The organism is Brevibacillus sp. SAFN-007a (assembly GCF_051967035.1).
Classification (GTDB): Bacteria; Bacillota; Bacilli; order Brevibacillales; family Brevibacillaceae; genus Brevibacillus.
The window spans coordinates 23,089-39,929 of record NZ_JBQCKK010000016.1 but is presented as its reverse complement, the minus strand read 5'-3'; the positions used below and the strand labels follow the sequence as shown (position 1 = coordinate 39,929).

The following is a 16,841-nucleotide window of genomic DNA, read 5'->3' as shown; positions in this document are numbered from 1 at the left end:
AGATACAAGGAGGCCTCAATCATGGTAAACTACGACGCAATGGAATACCCGTATGCATCGAAACGTGTCACGACATTTGCCAAAAACGGCATGGTAGCGACCTCGCAGCCGCTCGCGGCGCAGGCAGGTCTCGATATTTTGAAAAAGGGCGGCAATGCGGTGGATGCGGCAATCGCGACTGCTGCGTGCCTGACGGTGGTCGAGCCGACCTCCAACGGGATTGGCGGCGATGCGTTCGCGCTCGTCTGGATCAAGGACGAGCTGCACGGACTGAACGCCAGCGGCCCTGCTCCGCAAGCAATCTCCATCGCGGCGCTGAAAGCCAAAGGGCTGGAAGAGATGCCGACGTACGGCTGGACCCCTGTGACCGTGCCAGGCGCTCCGGCTGCCTGGGCGGCTCTGTCCAAGCGCTTTGGCCGTTTGCCGCTGACAGAAGTTTTGCAACCGGCCATCGACTATGCGGAACACGGCTATCCGCTGTCGCCGACGCTGGCCTACTACTGGAACGCGGCGTATAACAAGTTCTCGCAAACGTGCAAAGGCGAAGAATTTGCCCACTGGTTCTCGACGTTTGCGCCAGAAGGCAAGGTGCCAAAAGCGGGAGATATCTGGAAGTCGCCGGGACACGCGGCCACGCTGCGGCAAATTGCCGAGACGAACGGAGAGAGCTTCTACCGCGGCGAGCTGGCCGAGAAAATCGACGCCTTTTCCCGCGCGTGCGGCGGCTATCTGCGCAAAGAGGACCTGGCCGCCTATGAGCCGGAATGGGTACAGCCGATCAGCGTCAACTACCGCGGCTACGACGTGTGGGAAATCCCCCCGAACGGGCAGGGGATGATCGGCCTGATGGCGCTGAACATTTTGAAGGGCTACGATTTTGCGGCAAAAGACACAACCGACACCTATCACAAGCAGATTGAAGCGATGAAGCTGGCGTTTGTGGACGGATTGAAATACATTACGGAAGCAAGCAAAATGAAGGTGGCGGTAAAAGACCTGCTGTCGGAGGAATACGCCGTCGAGCGCCGCGCCATGATCGGCGACGAGGCCTTGACACCGGAGCCGGGCCAGCCGAAGTCGAGCGGAACGGTCTACTTGGCAACTGCCGATGGCGAGGGCAACATGGTGTCCTTCATCCAAAGCAACTACATGGGTTTTGGCTCAGGCGTAGTCGTGCCGGGAACGGGAATCGCGCTGCAAAATCGCGGACACAACTTTTCGCTCGATCCGAACCACGACAATTGCCTGGAGTCGGGCAAAAGAACGTTCCATACGATTATCCCGGGCTTTTTGACCAAAGACGGAAAAGCGGTGGGGCCGTTCGGCGTCATGGGCGGCTTCATGCAGCCGCAGGGCCATGTGCAGGTCATCATGAACACGATTGACTTCCACCTCAATCCGCAAGCGGCGCTGGACGCACCGCGCTGGCAGTGGATGGAGGGCAAGACGGTGGAGCTGGAGCGGCACTTCCCCGAGCATCTGGCCCAGGCGCTGGAGCGCAAAGGGCACACGATCAAGTGGGCGCAGCTCGGTCAGTCCTTTGGGCGCGGCCAAATTATTTGGCGGGATGAAAACGGCGTCTTGAGCGGCGGAACGGATATGCGGACGGATAGCAGTATTGCGGCCTGGTAGGGGAAACAGAGTAGTGAACCAGTATGCCGGAGCCTAGCTTCGGCATTATTGCTTTTGACGAGAGAAGAAGGAAGCTGTTCGACTTTTGCGATTGCCTAGGTTCATGATGGAACATGCTGCTCCGTCCCTAGGTCTGAGGCAAACACAACACGATGAACGGGGGCAGAAAACCCCTCTCACGCTGTCAGAAGCTTGCAAACAAATGAGGCGGACAGAGAGGACATAGGGGTTGAAAAGACGAAAAATTCTGTGTACGGGTTTGAGAGTGAGCGAGGCCAGTCTTTTCGAAGCGAGGAGGAGAGTGCGATGAGTACGAATACCGCTAGCGCCCTGGAGTTGAACCAGACCATTCAAGCGTATGTGCGGACGGAAACCTTTCCGGTGGGCATTTCGATCGTGCGCGAGGAAGCGGGACTGCCGTCCAAAGCAAAGCGGCCGCTGCGGGACTTGGGCTATGCGATCACGATTTGTCAGGCGGTGGGCTTTTCGCGGCGCTATGGCTGGAGCATTGCCATGAACGGGGCAGACCTGTCCTGTCCGATCGCGCAGGTGGCATTCGGCTACGAGGAGCAGCCTGCGTATTACACCGAGGGCCATCTCGCCTGCGGGATGTACACAGATTCGCTGGAAACGGGAGCGAAAAGCGAGGCGGATGTCCCGAAATTTTCAGCGGAGGAAAGCGGCTACTACGTGTCGTACCCACTGGAGCGGGCGCAGGTCGAGCCGGATGTGGTCGTCATTTACGGAAATGCAGCACAGGTGATGCGGCTGGTGGCGGGAATGCTCTATAAGCGCGGCGGCTCGATTCCTTCCACTTTTTCCAGCAGGGCGGATTGTGCCGATATTGCGATCAAGCCGATCCAGACCGGACAACCGCAAGTGATCGTTCCTTGTTACGGGGATCGGCTGTTTGCCCAGACGCAGGACCACGAGATGGCGTTCAGCTTTCATTTCCGCGATGCAGCCGAGCTGGTGGAAGGGCTGGCAGCCACGCAAAAAGGCGGGATACGTTACCCGATCCCGTCCTTCCTGCGCTATCAGGCAGAGTTTCCGCCGACCTACCAAAAGCTCGCTGGTCTGTTCGGAGAAAAAAGCTAGCCTTTCAGCCTGTTCAATTGGTGCAGATGGTGGCGATAGTGCATCTCTACAAGCGCAAACCACTCCTGCGCATTCAAAGGCCCGAAGCGAGGGTGTGCGACTCTGTGATGTGTCGGAATATTTTGCAAGGTCGGCTCCAATTCTCGCATCAGGCGCAGCACAGTGCGCAAGCCGTCGCGCAGCTGCTCTTTGCTCTCAGGCTGCTTGGGTGTATATTGGGGCGAAGCAGGAACGTGGATGCGGATAGGCGGAAAAGAGCCTTGGGCAAAGATCGCTTGCCCGTCCTCAGACATTCGGGCATCCGGCTGGATGACTTCGGGCGCGCCTTCTCTACACGCTTCGATGTTGGCGAGTTGCATATAGAGGGCCGATTGGATCAGATGCTGGTACATCTGGCCGATGGACCATTCCTCTTCGCTTGGCTTTTGCAGCAGACGGTCCATGTCAAATGCTTCGAGCTCCTGAATGTACAAATCCGTTACTTGTTCCATGCTGCGCATCATTTCCGTTGTATTCATCTTCTGGTCAGCTCCTCATTCTTTCTTTGTGATAAGCATACAAAAACGCTACTGACAACAGTATGTCAGTAGCGTTTTAGCAATTGTTCCGCTTCCTCGCGAATTTTTTCGCGGAGGGATGGCGGTTCGAGGACAAGCGCTTTTGCCCCCAGCCCCAATACCCAGGCGAAAATTTCGTCTACATGCCGCACCCGCAGCTTGACCAACACGCCGTCCGGATTTTCCTCCATCTCTTCTATATAAAAGGATTTCGCCTCTTTTACCTGATCTGCGAGGGTCGGCTGCACGAGGAGCTGGACTTCCAGATCGCGATTGTCAGGAGGCTTGTAGTCTTCAAAAGAAAAGTGATCCGGGAGTTCAAAGCTGTCTGCAAGCATTGTCAGACCGTCCATGCGCGTCAAGCGGAACCTGCGAATATCTTTTCGCAGTTCGCAATAAGCGAGGAGTACCCATAAGCCGCCTATCAGCACAAGGCCGTAAGGGGCAACGTCGCGAATGCTCTCACGGTTTCCGTCTGGATCGGGAATGTGCTTTTTATAGCGAAAGCGAACTTTTTGCCGAGACAAGATCGCTTGATGCAGCAGCTCCGCGTATTGCTTTTCCCGCTGGCGCAGATTGTGCTCGCCAAAATGGATCAGACGAAAGGTAGAACGGATACGGCTTACTTCCTGAAGCAACTCGTGCGACAAAATGGCTTCTACTTTCCGCTGGACGTCACGCGCGCTGTTGCCGTAGTTTTGATCAAAAGCTTGCTCAACCAGGTCGGCACCGATCAGCAAAGCGACAGCTTCTTCAGCCGTAAAGCGTACAGGGGGGAGAAAAAAGCCTTCCATTAGCGAGTAGCCTTGCCCAGGCGATCCGATAACGGGCACCCCTGCTTCACTCAAAGCTTGCATATCGCGATAAATGGTTCGGACGCTGGTTTCAAAAGTCGCTGCCAAATCTTCGGCACGCAAGGTGCGTTTGCGCTGAAGCTCCAGCACGATGGCTAGCAGGCGGTCAGATTTGTTCATGCAAGGCCCCCTTTTTCACATGTAGTTCTGATGTTCCCGGAACCGCTGACAGGTAATTCGTTGTGCGAAATGATAAATATTGACAGTATAAGTCACTCATCATTATGATTGTAATACTCATTTTGAAATACTAGGAGAATGAACATGGCAAAAGGTGCACTTTTGGTTGGTTGGGGCGATATCATTCCAGGGCGTGAAAAAGCCGCGAAGGCAACGCTGAACAATGCAATGCAATACATCGTAGGTTTGCAACAGGAAGGAAAAATCGACCGCTTTGAGGTAGTGGCTCTAGAGCCGCATGGCAGTGATCTCATGGGTTTCGTCTTTATCACAGGCGACAAGGAGACGATAGCCAAGCTGCGGGCAGAAGACGAGTTTGTCTCGGTGATCGTTGGCGTGCAGCTGGTACATCGGAATGTAAGGGTAGTTGGTGCCTACACAGGGGCTGAGCTGCATTCCTTGTTCGCAATGTGGGACGCACAAGAGGACAAACTGCTCGTTGAATAAATCGTGTAGTCAAACTGACAATGGTGAAGTCTTTTATGCAAGTGAAAAAAGCCAGGGAGCTTGTCCCTGGCTTTTTCGTGTGAACATGACGTGGTGGGTTACACCAGATTTTCCGGGTTCAAGCCTTCCAGCTCCGGCAGGACGAAGCGGCCGTCTTTTCTGATCAGCACGTCGTCGAACCAGATTTCGCCCCCGCCGTATTCCGGGCGCTGGATTTGCACCAGATCCCAGTGGATGGAAGAGCGGTTTCCGTTGTCCGCTACGGTGTAGGCGTTGCCAGGCGTGAAGTGGAAGCTTCCGGCGATTTTCTCGTCGAACAGGATGTCCAGCATCGGATGCAGGATGTGCGGGTTGAAGCCAATGGCAAATTCCCCGATATAGCGAGCGCCTTCGTCCGTGTCGAGAATGTCATTCAGCGCTTTTGTGTTGGAGCTGGTCGCTTCCACGATTTTCCCTTGCTTGAAGGTGAACTGGACATCGGTAAAGGAAATGCCGTGGTAGTTGGAAGCCGCATTGTAGTAGATCGTTCCCTCTACCGAGTCGCGGACAGGCGCTGTGTACACTTCGCCGTCCGGGATGTTGCGTTTGCCGTCGCATTTGACCGCGTTGATGCCTTTGATGGAGAAGCGCAGGTCTGTCTTCGGCCCGACGATGCGGACGCGGTCGGTGCGCTCCATCAGCTCTTTCAGCGGAGTCATGGCCTGGGACATTTTCGCGTAGTCCAGGTTGCACACGGAGAAATAGAAGTCCTCGAACCCTTCCAGGCTCATGTTGGACAGCTGCGCCATGGACTTGTTCGGGTAGCGCAGAACGACCCACCGCTTGTTTGGCACGCGTTCGTTTGTATGCACAGGCTGGTACAGGATGCGGGAGTAGATGCTCATCTTGTCTTCCGGAACGTCGGCGAATTCATTGATGTTGTCGTAAGCGCGGATCGCGATGTACGCGTCCATGTCTTTCATGCGCTCGTATTCGTATTTGGCCATCAAGGCCATGTGTTCTTCGCTGGTCCCCTGGTAGAGCGCGCGCAGAACTTCCTGGTCTTTTAGCGTCACGAGCGGCAGAGCGCCGACTGCGAACGATTCGCGTACGAGTGCGCGTACAAGCTCGGGCTGCAAGCCTGTGTTTTCGATGAGGACCTTTTCCCCTTTTTGCAGGTTGAGCGAATAGCGGACGAGACGGCTAGCCAGTTCCTTGATGCGTGGGTCTGCCATATGTACGACCTCCCATGTAGTAAAAAATTTTTTATTAATAGTATTATCGCACAGGAAAGCGGGTGTGTGCCAGTAGGTTCCGCGAAAGGGTTACAAGCATGCCCGATAGATGGCGATGACGTCATCAGCGTTCAGCTTTCTGGCACTGGACAAGTAGCCTGCGCCGCGCCCGCCGATTGTGACGGCTTCTTCGGCCATTTTCGGCAAAGCGTCCTCCGTCACGCCGAAGTCGGAAAGTCGCTCGGTGATGCCCATGTTCTCGTACCAGCGGGAAACAGCGGCGATGGTCGCGCGTGCGGCCGCGCCGTCGTCCTCTTCGGTGACGCCGAAGCAGTGACGGCCCATGCGCGCCAGCCGTTCCGGACGAAGCGGCAAAATCACCTGCTCAAAGTAAGGGATGGACAAAATCGCCAGGCCGCGCCCGTGCGCCATGTCGTACATTCCGCTCAACGGGTGCTCGATGCCGTGCAGGGGCATGCCTGCGCCGCGTCCGGCGTTTGCAAACGGACTGAGCGCCAGCGTGCTTGCCCAAAGCAGGGTGGAGCGGGCTTCCTCGTGATCCGGCTCATGAATGGCTGTGAGGGAATGCTCGGCGACCAGCCGAATGAGCGTCTCCGTGATTCCGTCCTGGACATTGGTTTGGTCTGCGCTGATGAGATAGGGCTCGAACAAATGGGAAAAAATATCTGCGCAAGCTTCTGCCGTGACACGCGCAGGAACCGTAAAGGTGATGGCTGGATCGAGAATGGCGATTTTCGGGAAGAGCGCCGGTCCGTAAATGGAAGATTTTTCGTGCGTGTCCCAATGGGTCAGGACGCTGATGTTGTTCGCTTCCGATCCGGTAGCGGCCACAGTCGGCACCGCGAGGAGGGGCAGCGCCTCCTGCACAGGCACCAGCCGTTTGCTTGAGCCGCTCGGGTTGCCGCGCATGTAGTCGTAGATCGGACGGCCGGAGAGCGCTGTTGTGGCAATCGCTTTGGCAGCATCCATGACGGAGCCGCCGCCGAGCGCCAGCACGAAGTCGCACTGCTCTTCGCGAGCGAGCGCTGCCCCGGCATCGACGGAAGCGGTGCGCGGATTCGGTTCGATTTTGTCATAAAGAACAAAGGCTACCTGCGCTTCCTGCAAGAGCGTAGTCGCGCGCTCCAGCAGACCTGTGCGCTTGGCTGCGCTGCCGCCGGTGACGAGAAGTGCCTTGTTGCCGAGAGTTTTCGCTGCCTGGCCCAAACGCGCAAGTTCGCCCATGCCGAAGTAGATATGGGTAGGAAACGATACTTCAAAGGGAAACATCTGCGATTCCTTCTTTCACGTGTAGGTTGTACCAAAGACAGTGTAACATAAAGGAAGCTCCCAGGTGGAATGGCTCGAATCGGGTAAGAAAGCGGAAATGCACATGCGAATGTTCATGATCGCACGCAGGGAATCATGTAATAATTCCCGAACATTTGTCGAAGTGTGTTCACGCTTTTTTCGTTGATAAATGCGTATATTTATGTTTTAATGTAGTTGAATCGTTCGTGAATTAATCGCAACTCAACCTTTTTATCTGGGAAGGTGACTCCTACAGTGGAAAAACAGGAACAACTCTACGAAGGTAAGGCGAAACGGATTTATCGGACATCTGAGCCGGATCAATACTGGGTAGAGTATAAAGACGACGCCACAGCGTTCAACGGAGAGAAACGGGCGCAAATCACCGGAAAAGGTGAGCTGAACAACCGTATTACCGCTATCTTTTTCACCATGCTAAAGGAAAAAGGCATCGACAACCATTTTGTCCGCCTGCTGTCTGCTACCGAGCAGGTTGTCCGCAAAGTGGAGATCATTCCGTTGGAGGTCGTTGTCCGCAATATCGCGGCAGGCTCGCTGGCCAAGCGCCTTGGCATGGAAGAGGGCACCGTTCTCCCGCAGCCGGTTGTCGAGTTTTACTACAAGGACGACGCATTGGGCGATCCGTTGGTGAACCCTTCCCATATCAAAGTGTTGGGAATTGCGAGCGAAAGCGACCTGGAGACGCTGGAGCGCATGGGCCTGGCTGTGAACGAGGTTCTCGTGCCTTATCTGGCCGAGCGCAACATTACCCTGGTCGATTTTAAACTGGAATTTGGAAAAACGCCGAACGGGGAGATCCTCCTCGCCGATGAAATATCCCCGGATACATGCCGTTTCTGGGACGCGGTAACAAAAGAGAAGCTGGACAAAGACCGCTTCCGTCGCGATTTGGGCAATGTAGAAGAAGCGTATCAAGAAATGCTGAAGAGACTGGGAGGAGACGTACATGTTTAAAGCTGTTGTCTATGTAACGCTGCGCGAGAGCGTTTTGGATCCGCAAGGCCACGCTGTAAAAGGGGCGCTGAACACCCTTGGTTTTGACGAAGTAAACAATGCGCGGATCGGGAAGTACATGGAGCTTACGCTGAACTCGGCGAACAGTGCGCAGGCGGAAGAGCGTGTACGTGAGATGTGCGAAAAGCTGTTGGCCAATACGGTGGTTGAAGACTATCGCTTTGAAATCGTGGAGGGCTAAGGACATGCGAGTAGCGGTGATCGTCTTTCCAGGCTCCAATGCCGACGTAGATTTGTATCAAGCAGTTGAAGACGTAATGGGAGTGCCGGTTGATTACGTATGGCATTCCGAGACGGATTTGTCCGCGTATGACGCGATTCTTTTGCCGGGCGGCTTCTCCTATGGAGACTATTTGCGCTGTGGCGCCGTCGCCCGCTTTTCGCCCGTGATGGATCAGGTGGTGAAGGCAGCGGAGGAAGGCAAGCTGGTGCTGGGAATCTGTAACGGCTTCCAAATCCTCACGGAGGCAGGGCTGTTGCCGGGAGCGCTTCTGCGCAACCGCTCTCTCAAGTTCGCCTGCAAGCTCTCCGGACTGCGCGTGGAAAACAACGAGACCCCGTTTACCCGCGAGTACGCGGCCGGGGAAGAAATTCAGATTCCGATCGCCCACGGCGAAGGAAACTACTACTGTGACGAAGAGACGCTTGCGAAGTTGCAAGCGGGCAAGCAGATCGTCTTCCGCTACAGCGGCGAGAACCCGAACGGTTCCATTGACGATATCGCAGGCATTTGCAACGAACGCGGCAACGTGCTCGGCATGATGCCTCACCCTGAGCGCGCTGTCCACAAATGGATGACTTCCGATGACGGACGCCGCATGTTTACCTCGATCCTGAAGACGTGGAGGGAACAAAACAGTGTCACAACTCACGCATAAAGAACCGACCGCAGAACAAATTGCCGATCAGAAGCTCTATCGCGAAATCGGGCTGACTGACGAAGAATACCAACGTGTTGTCAACATTTTGGGCCGCCAGCCAAACTGGACAGAGACAGGTCTGTACAGCGTGATGTGGTCTGAGCACTGCTCGTACAAAAACTCCAAGCCTGTCCTGCGCAAGTTCCCGACAAAAGGACCTCGCGTGCTGCAAGGTCCAGGCGAAGGCGCAGGGATCGTGGACATCGGCGACAACCAGGCCGTTGTTTTCAAAATCGAAAGCCACAACCACCCGTCGGCTATCGAGCCGTACCAGGGCGCAGCGACTGGCGTGGGCGGCATTATCCGCGACGTGTTTTCCATGGGCGCGCGTCCCATCGCCCTGCTCAACTCGCTTCGCTTCGGGGAGCTGAAAACGCCGCGCGTCAAATATTTGTTTGAACACGTCGTGGCCGGTATCGCCGGTTACGGCAACTGCATCGGGATTCCTACCGTGGGCGGAGAAGTGAACTTCGACCCTACGTATGAAGGCAACCCGCTCGTCAACGCGATGTGCGTGGGCCTCATCGACCACGAAAAAATTCAAAAAGGGGTAGCCTCCGGGATCGGCAACCCTGTCATCTACGTCGGCGCAAGCACAGGCCGCGACGGGATTCACGGCGCAACGTTTGCGTCCGAGGAGCTGACAGAGGAATCGGAGAAAAAGCGTCCGGCGGTGCAGGTGGGCGACCCGTTCATGGAAAAGCTTTTGCTCGAAGCGTGCCTGGAGCTGATTGACACCGGAATCGTCGTCGGAATCCAGGACATGGGCGCGGCGGGCTTGACCAGCTCCAGCTCCGAGATGGCGTCCAAGGCAGGAAACGGCATTGAGATGAATCTGGACCTCGTGCCGCAGCGTGAAGCGGGCATGTCCGCGTATGAAATGATGCTGTCCGAATCGCAGGAGCGCATGCTCGTCGTCGTGGAAAAAGGCAAGGAAGCAGAAGCCATCGCGATTTTTGACAAATGGGGCTTGGCGTCTGCGGTCGTGGGCAAAGTAACGGGTGACGGCCAACTGCGCCTGCTGCACAAAGGCGAGATCGTGGCAGAAGTGCCGGTCAACAGCCTAGCAGAAGACGCGCCGGTCTACCACCGCCCTTCCGCGGTACCTGCGTACTACGAGGCGAACGCGCATGTAGACGTGCTCGCTGCCATTCCGGAGCCGCAAGATTTGAACGAGACGCTGAAAAGCATACTGGCACAGCCGACTGTCGCCAACAAAGCGTGGGTGTACGAGCAATACGATCACATCGTGCGGGCCAACACAGCGGTCAAGCCCGGCTCTGACGCGGCGGTAGTCATGGTACGCGGTACGCGCAAAGCGCTTGCGATGACGACGGACTGCAACGGACGCTACGTCTACCTCGATCCGAAAGTGGGCGGGGCCATCGCCGTAGCGGAATCGGCTCGCAACGTCGTTTGCTCCGGTGCCGAGCCGCTGGCGATTACCGATTGCCTCAACTTCGGCAACCCGGAAAAGCCGGAGGTATTCTGGCAGTTCGAGAAAGCGTGCGAAGGCATGAGCGAAGCGTGCGTGGCACTCGACGCGCCTGTGATCGGCGGCAACGTATCGTTTTACAACGAACGCAGCGGTGACGCGATCTATCCGACTCCTACCGTCGGCATGGTCGGTCTGGTTACCGATGTTGACCATATTACGACCCAAGATTTCAAAAACGAAGGCGACGCGATCATCCTGCTCGGCGAAACATTCGCAGAGCTGGGCGGCAGCGAGTATCAAAAGCTCGTGACAGGCTCCATCTCCGGCCGTCCTCCGCAAATCGACCTGAACAAGGAAGCCGCTGTGCAAAAGCTCGCGCTCACAGCGATCCGCAAAGGCTTGGTCCACTCCGCTCACGACCTGTCCGAGGGCGGTCTCGGCGTGGCCCTGGCAGAGTCTTGCTTCGGCAAAGGCATCGGCGCCCAAGTCGAGCTTAGCTCCGAGCTGCGGAACGACGTCCTCTTGTTCAGCGAATCTCAATCCCGCATTTTGCTCAGCGCAAGTCCAGAGCAGGCGGAAGCGATTCTTGCGTTGGCAGGTGAGCATGGGGTACCGGCTGAAAAAATCGGTACGATCGGCGGCGATCGTCTGGTAGTGAATGTGAACGGGACCGAAGCGATCAACGCTTCGATTCAAGAGGTGAAAGCAGCCTGGAAGGATGCGATTCCATGTTTGATCGGGTAATCTGGGACAAACTGAATGAAGAATGCGGTGTCTTTGGCATCTACAACCACAAGGAAGCATCCCAATTGACCTATCTTGGTCTGCACGCCCTTCAGCATCGCGGTCAGGAGAGCGCAGGTATCTGCGCCTCCGACGGCGAGAAGTGGTATAAGCATCGGGGAATGGGACTCGTATCGGAGGCGTTTGGCAAAGGCGATCTGGAAAAGTTCCGCGGCCACATCGCCATCGGCCACACCCGCTATACCACCGCCGGGTCCAGCAAGATTGAAAATGCCCAGCCGCTGTTTTTCCGCTACGCGCAAGGCAGCATGGCTGTTGCCCATAACGGAAACCTCGTCAATGCGGCTGTTCTGCGAAAAGAGCTGGAGAAAAAAGGCTCGATTTTCCAGACGACCAGCGACACCGAGGTGATCGCGCATCTGATCGCTCGCTCCGAGCGCCCCGATCTGCCAGGCGCGGTAAAAGACGCGCTGCAACACATCAAGGGGGCATACGCGCTGCTCGTCATGAACGAAAAGCAGCTCGTGATCGCACTTGATCCGAACGGCCTGCGTCCGCTGTCGCTCGGCCGACTGGGCGATGCGGTGACGGTCGCCTCCGAGACCTGTGCGTTCGACATTATCGGTGCCGAGTATTGGCGCGACGTGCAGCCAGGAGAAATGATCGTCATTGACCAGGACGGCATTACCGAGACCAGGCATACCGAGAAGGCACAACGTTCCATCTGTACGTTCGAATACATTTACTTTGCCCGCCCGGACAGCGACATTGACGGCATTAACGTCCACATGGCACGCAAACGCCTGGGCAAACAGCTCGCCCTGGAATCCGCCATTGACGCCGATGTCGTAACAGGCGTGCCGGACTCCAGCATTTCCGCGGCGATCGGGTTTGCGGAAGCGACAGGCATTCCGTACGAGATCGGCTTGATTAAAAACCGGTACGTGGGCCGGACGTTCATCCAGCCTAGCCAGGAGCTGCGCGAGCGAGCGGTGTATCTCAAGCTGTCGGCGGTCCGCAAGGTGGTCGAAGGCAAGCGCGTCGTCATGATCGACGATTCGATCGTGCGCGGCACCACGAGCAACCGGATTGTCCGCATGCTGCGCGAGGCTGGCGCCAAGGAAGTGCACGTGCGCATCAGCTCTCCGCCTGTCATGAACCCGTGCTTTTACGGCATCGACACCTCCACGCGCGACGAGTTGATTGCCGCGACCAAATCCGTAGAGGAAATTCGCCAGATCATTGAAGCCGATTCCTTGGCGTTTCTGTCGGTGGAAGGAATGATCGAGGCGATTGGCCGTCAGGATTCGGCTCCGAACAAAGGGCATTGCCTCGCGTGCTTTACCGGACAATATCCGACCGAGATTGAATTCGAAGAGGCGCTGCCAGCCTCCAAGTGCTAATACAAGCAACCTCTTGTAAGGGGGAGAAACGATGAGTGAAGCATATAAACAAGCGGGTGTCGACATCGATGCGGGGAACGAAGCCGTCGAACGCATGAAAAAACACGTGAAGCGGACATTCCGCCCCGAAGTGCTGACCGATTTGGGCGGCTTCGGAGCGTTGTTCCGTCTGGACACGAAAAAATATGAAAAGCCGATTCTCGTATCCGGCACGGATGGGGTAGGCACGAAGCTGAAGCTGGCTTTTGCCATGGACAAACACGACACAATCGGGATCGACGCCGTCGCCATGTGCGTCAATGACGTGGTGGTGCAGGGCGCGGAGCCGCTCTTTTTCCTCGATTACCTGGCCGTAGACAAGGTGATTCCGGAAAAAATCGAAGCGATTGTGAGCGGAATCGCCGAAGGCTGCGCGCAGTCCGGCTGTTCGCTGATCGGCGGAGAGACGGCAGAAATGCCAGGCATGTACGCCGAGGGCGAATACGACATTGCCGGATTTACCGTAGGGGTTGTCGACGAGAGCAAAATGATTACGGGCGCGAACGTGACAGCAGGCGACGTGCTGATCGGGCTGGCGTCGAGCGGCGTACACAGCAACGGCTTCTCGCTCGTGCGCAAGGTGCTTCTCGCTGACAAGGGCATGTCCCTGCACGACCATGTAGACGTCCTGGGCAAAAAGCTCGGCGAGGAGCTGCTGACGCCGACCCGCATTTACGTGAAGCAAGTATTGGCTGTGCTGGAATCGCATGAGGTCAAGGCGTTGGCTCACATTACGGGCGGCGGCTTTACGGAAAACATCCCGCGCGTGCTCCCGGAAAACACGCAAGCGGTCATCAACGTCGGCTCCTGGCCAGTCCTGCCGATCTTCTCGCTCGTGCAGGAGGCCGGAAACATTTCCTTCCCGGACATGTACAAAACGTTCAACATGGGCATCGGCATGATCCTGGTCGTGAAAGAAGCAGATGCGGCGAGCGTCATGGAAAAGCTGCAAGAACTCGGCGAGCAGCCGTACCTGATCGGAAATATCCAGGCGGGTGAGCGCAAGGTCGTATACAGCGGGGTGGAATGGTGAGAAAGCTGGCCATTTTCGCCTCAGGCAGCGGCTCCAACTTCGAGGCGATCGTGCAGGCCGTTCAGGCTGGACGGCTGCCGGGCGTGGAAGTCGCGCTGCTCGTCTGCGACAAGCCGCAGGCGAAGGTGCTGGAGCGCGCCGAACGATTGGGAATCGAGGCGTTTGTGTTTCAACCGAAGGAGTACGCCAGCAAGGCAGCGTTTGAAGCGGAGATTGTCGCCGAACTGCAAAAACGCGAGATTTCGCTGGTCGTGCTGGCAGGCTACATGCGGTTGGTGGGCGAGACGCTGCTGTCCGCCTACGAAGGCAAAATCATCAATCTGCACCCGTCGCTTCTGCCCGCTTTTCCAGGCAAGGACGCGATCGGCCAGGCGCTCGCTTACGGGGTAAAGATAACGGGGGTAACGGTCCATTTGGTCGATGCCGGTCTCGATACGGGTCCGATCATCGCCCAGGTTCCCGTAGCCGTGCAAGACAACGACACGGCCGAGACGCTGGCAGCGCGCATCCACGAGGTGGAGCACGGGCTGCTGGTGGAAGTCATCGGCATGCTGGCGGAAGGCCGGGTCAAGCTGACAGGACGGCAAGTTCAGGTGATCGGCTAGCGTCAAAAGAAAGATCGGCACAGGATAAAGGTGTCGGTCTTTTTTGCGTGAACCCGACGAATTGTCAACGGTGGAGAAAACACTGATGGCGAGTTGACTCCTGCACCCCTCCGGGCATCCGCATGCCCGCCAACGATTGGCAAGAACGAAAGCAAACCAAAATTACCCTCCCGACATATGGTAATAAGAAGCCGGAAATGAGGAGGGGCCGAGTTGAGCGGAGATTTTGTTGCGGATTTGCTGGGCAAGCTAAGCAAGAGAACAGGGCGGGAATGGACGCTGAACGATATTATGAAGCTCGCGCAAAAATTTCCCAAAGGCGGGGGCAACATCGACGAACTGATGAATGAGCTGTCTGAGATGGGACTCGACGTGCCGGAGGAGACAAAAGAGCGCGTCAAGGAGCGAATGAAAAGCGGAAAGTCGATTTCCATGGAAGAATTGGGGTCGATGGTTCCCAAAGAGGTCAAGGCAAAAAGCAGCAAGCCGAAAAAGCCAGCACCAGCTAAAGCTACGGGCAAAAGCAAGCATCTTTCTCTGGCGGAGCGGGTGAAGAGGCTGTCTGGGGGAAGCAAAAAAAAGCGATAGGCTTCCGGCAGCGGGAGCAAATGAAGCAGTCGCGAGTGCCGAACAGGCATGGGCGGCTGCGTTTGTTTTCTGAGGAAACTCTTGATAAAAGCGTACAATTATGTTTTAATATGGATGTAATGTTCGTGTTTTAGTGTGTGCTTCTCGCTTTGCGTGTTCCTTAACTAAAAGTCAGGAGGTTCTATCCGTGAGTGTGAAAAAGGCGTTGATTAGCGTTTCTGACAAGACTGGATTGATTCCGTTTGCCCGTCGATTGGCAGCTGCCGGAGTAGAGATTATTTCCACCGGAGGTACGGCCGCTCTTTTACAAGCAGAAGGGATTCCTGTTATTGGCATTTCCGAGGTAACCGGATTTCCCGAGATTTTGGACGGGCGCGTCAAGACGCTGCATCCGAATATCCACAGCGGCCTCTTGGCTGTGCGCGACAACGACGCACATCAAAAGCAGCTGAAAGACTTGAACATCGAACCGATCGATCTGGTTGTGGTCAATCTGTATCCGTTCAAGGAGACGATTGCCAAGCCGGACGTGACATACGAAGAGGCGATTGAGAATATTGATATTGGTGGGCCGACCATGCTGCGTTCTGCGGCGAAAAACCACGCGTTCGTGAGCGTTGTCGTGGACGCTGCCGACTATGACAAGGTAGCCGAGGAAATCGAGGCAAACGGCGATACTACGCTGGAAACGCGCCGTCGTCTGGCCGCGAAAGTATTCCGGCACACAGCGGCCTACGATGCCCTGATCTCCCGCTATTTGAGCGAGCAGGTAGGCGAGCTGTTGCCGGAGAGCTACACGGTGACTTACGAAAAAGCGCAAGACTTGCGCTACGGCGAAAATCCGCACCAGCGCGCCGCTTTTTACCGCGAACCGCTGTCCAGCCAGTTGAGCATCGGCCATGCAGAGCAGTTGCACGGCAAAGAGCTTTCCTACAACAACATCAACGACTCAGACGCGGCGTTGGCGATTGTGCGTGAATTCACCCAGCCTGCTGTTGTGGCGATCAAGCACTCCAATCCTTGTGGCGTGGGGATCGGCGCAGACATTCGTCAGGCGTACCAAAAAGCGTACGATGCTGACCCGGTCTCGATTTTCGGCGGAATCGTCGCGGCGAATCGCCCGATTGACAAAGACACGGCGCTCGCAATGAAAGAAATTTTCCTGGAAATCATCATTGCTCCTGATTTTACCGAAGAGGCTTTGGCTGTGCTGACGGAGAAAAAGAATCTGCGTCTCTTGCGCATCCCTGCCCTGAAGGAGCCTGTCCAAAAAACGGACAATCTGTTCCGCATCGCTCCGGTAGCGGGCGGCGCCCTGATCCAGGATTATGATTACAAGCAAGTGGAAGAAAGTGAACTCCAGGTCGTGACGGAGCGTCAGCCGACCGCAGAGGAAATGGCCCAACTGCAATTCGCCTGGAAGGTCGTCAAGCACGTGAAGTCCAACGCGATTTTGCTGGCAAAAGACAACATGACGATTGGCGTAGGCGCAGGTCAGATGAACCGTGTGGGCGCAGCGAAAATCGCCATCGAGCAGGCGGGAGAGCTGGCAAAAGGCGCTGTGCTCGCCTCGGATGCCTTCTTCCCGATGGGAGATACCGTTGAGGCGGCGGCCGCGGCCGGAATTACGGCGATTATTCAGCCGGGCGGCTCGATTCGCGACCAGGAATCCATTGATGCCTGCAACCGTGCGGGCATCGCCATGGTGTTCACCGGCATACGGCACTTCAAGCACTGATTCAT

At 56.3% G+C, this 16,841-nt stretch carries 16 protein-coding genes; 12 read left to right on the top strand and 4 right to left on the bottom strand.

Going from position 1 to position 16,841, the window contains the following annotated elements; genetic code table 11:
- The first annotated feature begins 21 nt into the window (after positions 1-21).
- Together ggt and ACTHO6_RS16085 are read left to right on the top strand one after the other, a co-directional pair.
- Positions 22-1,632 (top strand): gamma-glutamyltransferase, encoded by a 1,611-nt coding sequence (gene ggt / locus ACTHO6_RS16090; protein ID WP_440242794.1) that lies wholly within the window; start codon positions 22-24, stop codon positions 1,630-1,632.
- Positions 1,633-1,938: 306 nt separating this feature from the next.
- A complete protein-coding gene (locus ACTHO6_RS16085; protein WP_440242793.1) occupies positions 1,939-2,730 on the top strand; it encodes a DUF169 domain-containing protein in 792 nt (263 codons plus the stop codon).
- Here ACTHO6_RS16085 and ACTHO6_RS16080 read toward each other — a convergent pair.
- Positions 2,727-3,248: a DinB family protein gene (locus ACTHO6_RS16080; protein WP_440242792.1), complete on the bottom strand. Its 522-nt coding sequence runs from the start codon at positions 3,246-3,248 to the stop codon at positions 2,727-2,729. The two genes, ACTHO6_RS16085 and ACTHO6_RS16080, sit on opposite strands and share 4 nt — an antisense overlap.
- 65 nt (positions 3,249-3,313) lie before the next feature.
- Positions 3,314-4,261: a helix-turn-helix transcriptional regulator gene (locus ACTHO6_RS16075; protein WP_440242791.1), complete on the bottom strand. Its 948-nt coding sequence runs from the start codon at positions 4,259-4,261 to the stop codon at positions 3,314-3,316.
- Positions 4,262-4,405: 144 nt separating this feature from the next.
- On the opposite strand from ACTHO6_RS16075, the gene ACTHO6_RS16070 reads away from it, so the two are divergent.
- Complete coding sequence (locus ACTHO6_RS16070; protein WP_440242790.1) at positions 4,406-4,768, top strand: hypothetical protein; 363 nt, start codon at positions 4,406-4,408, stop codon at positions 4,766-4,768.
- A 98-nt stretch (positions 4,769-4,866) separates the two neighbouring features.
- Here ACTHO6_RS16070 and ACTHO6_RS16065 read toward each other — a convergent pair whose 3' ends face one another.
- Positions 4,867-5,982: an aminopeptidase gene (locus ACTHO6_RS16065; protein ID WP_440242789.1), complete on the bottom strand. Its 1,116-nt coding sequence runs from the start codon at positions 5,980-5,982 to the stop codon at positions 4,867-4,869.
- Between the two features lie 90 nt (positions 5,983-6,072).
- Positions 6,073-7,272 carry an iron-containing alcohol dehydrogenase gene (locus ACTHO6_RS16060; RefSeq protein ID WP_440242788.1) on the bottom strand — a complete coding sequence of 400 codons (1,200 nt, stop codon included), beginning with the start codon at positions 7,270-7,272 and terminating at the stop codon, positions 6,073-6,075.
- 276 nt (positions 7,273-7,548) lie between these two features.
- Between ACTHO6_RS16060 and purC the strand changes: the two genes are divergently transcribed.
- From purC to purH, 9 genes are all read left to right on the top strand, one after another.
- Positions 7,549-8,268 (top strand): phosphoribosylaminoimidazolesuccinocarboxamide synthase, encoded by a 720-nt coding sequence (gene purC, locus ACTHO6_RS16055; RefSeq protein WP_440242787.1) that lies wholly within the window; start codon positions 7,549-7,551, stop codon positions 8,266-8,268.
- Positions 8,261-8,509: a phosphoribosylformylglycinamidine synthase subunit PurS gene (gene purS / locus ACTHO6_RS16050; protein WP_440242786.1), complete on the top strand. Its 249-nt coding sequence runs from the start codon at positions 8,261-8,263 to the stop codon at positions 8,507-8,509. The genes purC and purS overlap by 8 nt, the downstream gene beginning before the upstream one ends.
- A gap of 4 nt (positions 8,510-8,513) precedes the next feature.
- A complete protein-coding gene (gene purQ, locus ACTHO6_RS16045; protein WP_440242785.1) occupies positions 8,514-9,206 on the top strand; it encodes a phosphoribosylformylglycinamidine synthase subunit PurQ in 693 nt (230 codons plus the stop codon).
- Positions 9,187-11,430, top strand: a complete 2,244-nt coding sequence (purL, locus tag ACTHO6_RS16040; protein ID WP_440242784.1) for a phosphoribosylformylglycinamidine synthase subunit PurL — start codon at positions 9,187-9,189, stop codon at positions 11,428-11,430. Before purQ ends, purL begins: the two co-directional genes overlap by 20 nt.
- Positions 11,415-12,833 (top strand): amidophosphoribosyltransferase, encoded by a 1,419-nt coding sequence (purF, locus tag ACTHO6_RS16035; RefSeq protein ID WP_440242783.1) that lies wholly within the window; start codon positions 11,415-11,417, stop codon positions 12,831-12,833. The genes purL and purF overlap by 16 nt, the downstream gene beginning before the upstream one ends.
- Before the next feature lie 31 nt (positions 12,834-12,864).
- On the top strand, positions 12,865-13,905 hold the full coding sequence (gene purM / locus ACTHO6_RS16030; protein ID WP_440242782.1) for a phosphoribosylformylglycinamidine cyclo-ligase: 1,041 nt from the start codon (positions 12,865-12,867) through the stop codon (positions 13,903-13,905).
- Positions 13,899-14,510 (top strand): phosphoribosylglycinamide formyltransferase, encoded by a 612-nt coding sequence (gene purN, locus ACTHO6_RS16025; RefSeq protein ID WP_440242781.1) that lies wholly within the window; start codon positions 13,899-13,901, stop codon positions 14,508-14,510. The genes purM and purN overlap by 7 nt, the downstream gene beginning before the upstream one ends.
- Positions 14,511-14,723: 213 nt before the next feature.
- Complete coding sequence (locus ACTHO6_RS16020; RefSeq protein ID WP_440242780.1) at positions 14,724-15,098, top strand: hypothetical protein; 375 nt, start codon at positions 14,724-14,726, stop codon at positions 15,096-15,098.
- 187 nt (positions 15,099-15,285) lie between these two features.
- Complete coding sequence (purH, locus tag ACTHO6_RS16015; protein ID WP_440242779.1) at positions 15,286-16,836, top strand: bifunctional phosphoribosylaminoimidazolecarboxamide formyltransferase/IMP cyclohydrolase; 1,551 nt, start codon at positions 15,286-15,288, stop codon at positions 16,834-16,836.
- The last annotated feature ends 5 nt before the right edge of the window (positions 16,837-16,841 follow it).

Excerpts from the sequence above, each read along its gene's own strand:
- ggt (WP_440242794.1), top strand. The coding sequence starts at position 22 with ATGGTAAACTACGACGCAATGGAATACCCGTATGCATCGAAACGTGTC.
- ACTHO6_RS16085 (WP_440242793.1), top strand. The coding sequence starts at position 1,939 with ATGAGTACGAATACCGCTAGCGCCCTGGAGTTGAACCAGACCATTCAA.
- ACTHO6_RS16080 (WP_440242792.1), bottom strand. The coding sequence starts at position 3,248 with ATGAATACAACGGAAATGATGCGCAGCATGGAACAAGTAACGGATTTG.
- ACTHO6_RS16075 (WP_440242791.1), bottom strand. The coding sequence starts at position 4,261 with ATGAACAAATCTGACCGCCTGCTAGCCATCGTGCTGGAGCTTCAGCGC.
- ACTHO6_RS16070 (WP_440242790.1), top strand. The coding sequence starts at position 4,406 with ATGGCAAAAGGTGCACTTTTGGTTGGTTGGGGCGATATCATTCCAGGG.
- ACTHO6_RS16065 (WP_440242789.1), bottom strand. The coding sequence starts at position 5,982 with ATGGCAGACCCACGCATCAAGGAACTGGCTAGCCGTCTCGTCCGCTAT.
- ACTHO6_RS16060 (WP_440242788.1), bottom strand. The coding sequence starts at position 7,272 with ATGTTTCCCTTTGAAGTATCGTTTCCTACCCATATCTACTTCGGCATG.
- purS (WP_440242786.1), top strand. The coding sequence starts at position 8,261 with ATGTTTAAAGCTGTTGTCTATGTAACGCTGCGCGAGAGCGTTTTGGAT.
- purQ (WP_440242785.1), top strand. The coding sequence starts at position 8,514 with ATGCGAGTAGCGGTGATCGTCTTTCCAGGCTCCAATGCCGACGTAGAT.
- purF (WP_440242783.1), top strand. The coding sequence starts at position 11,415 with ATGTTTGATCGGGTAATCTGGGACAAACTGAATGAAGAATGCGGTGTC.
- purM (WP_440242782.1), top strand. The coding sequence starts at position 12,865 with ATGAGTGAAGCATATAAACAAGCGGGTGTCGACATCGATGCGGGGAAC.
- purN (WP_440242781.1), top strand. The coding sequence starts at position 13,899 with ATGGTGAGAAAGCTGGCCATTTTCGCCTCAGGCAGCGGCTCCAACTTC.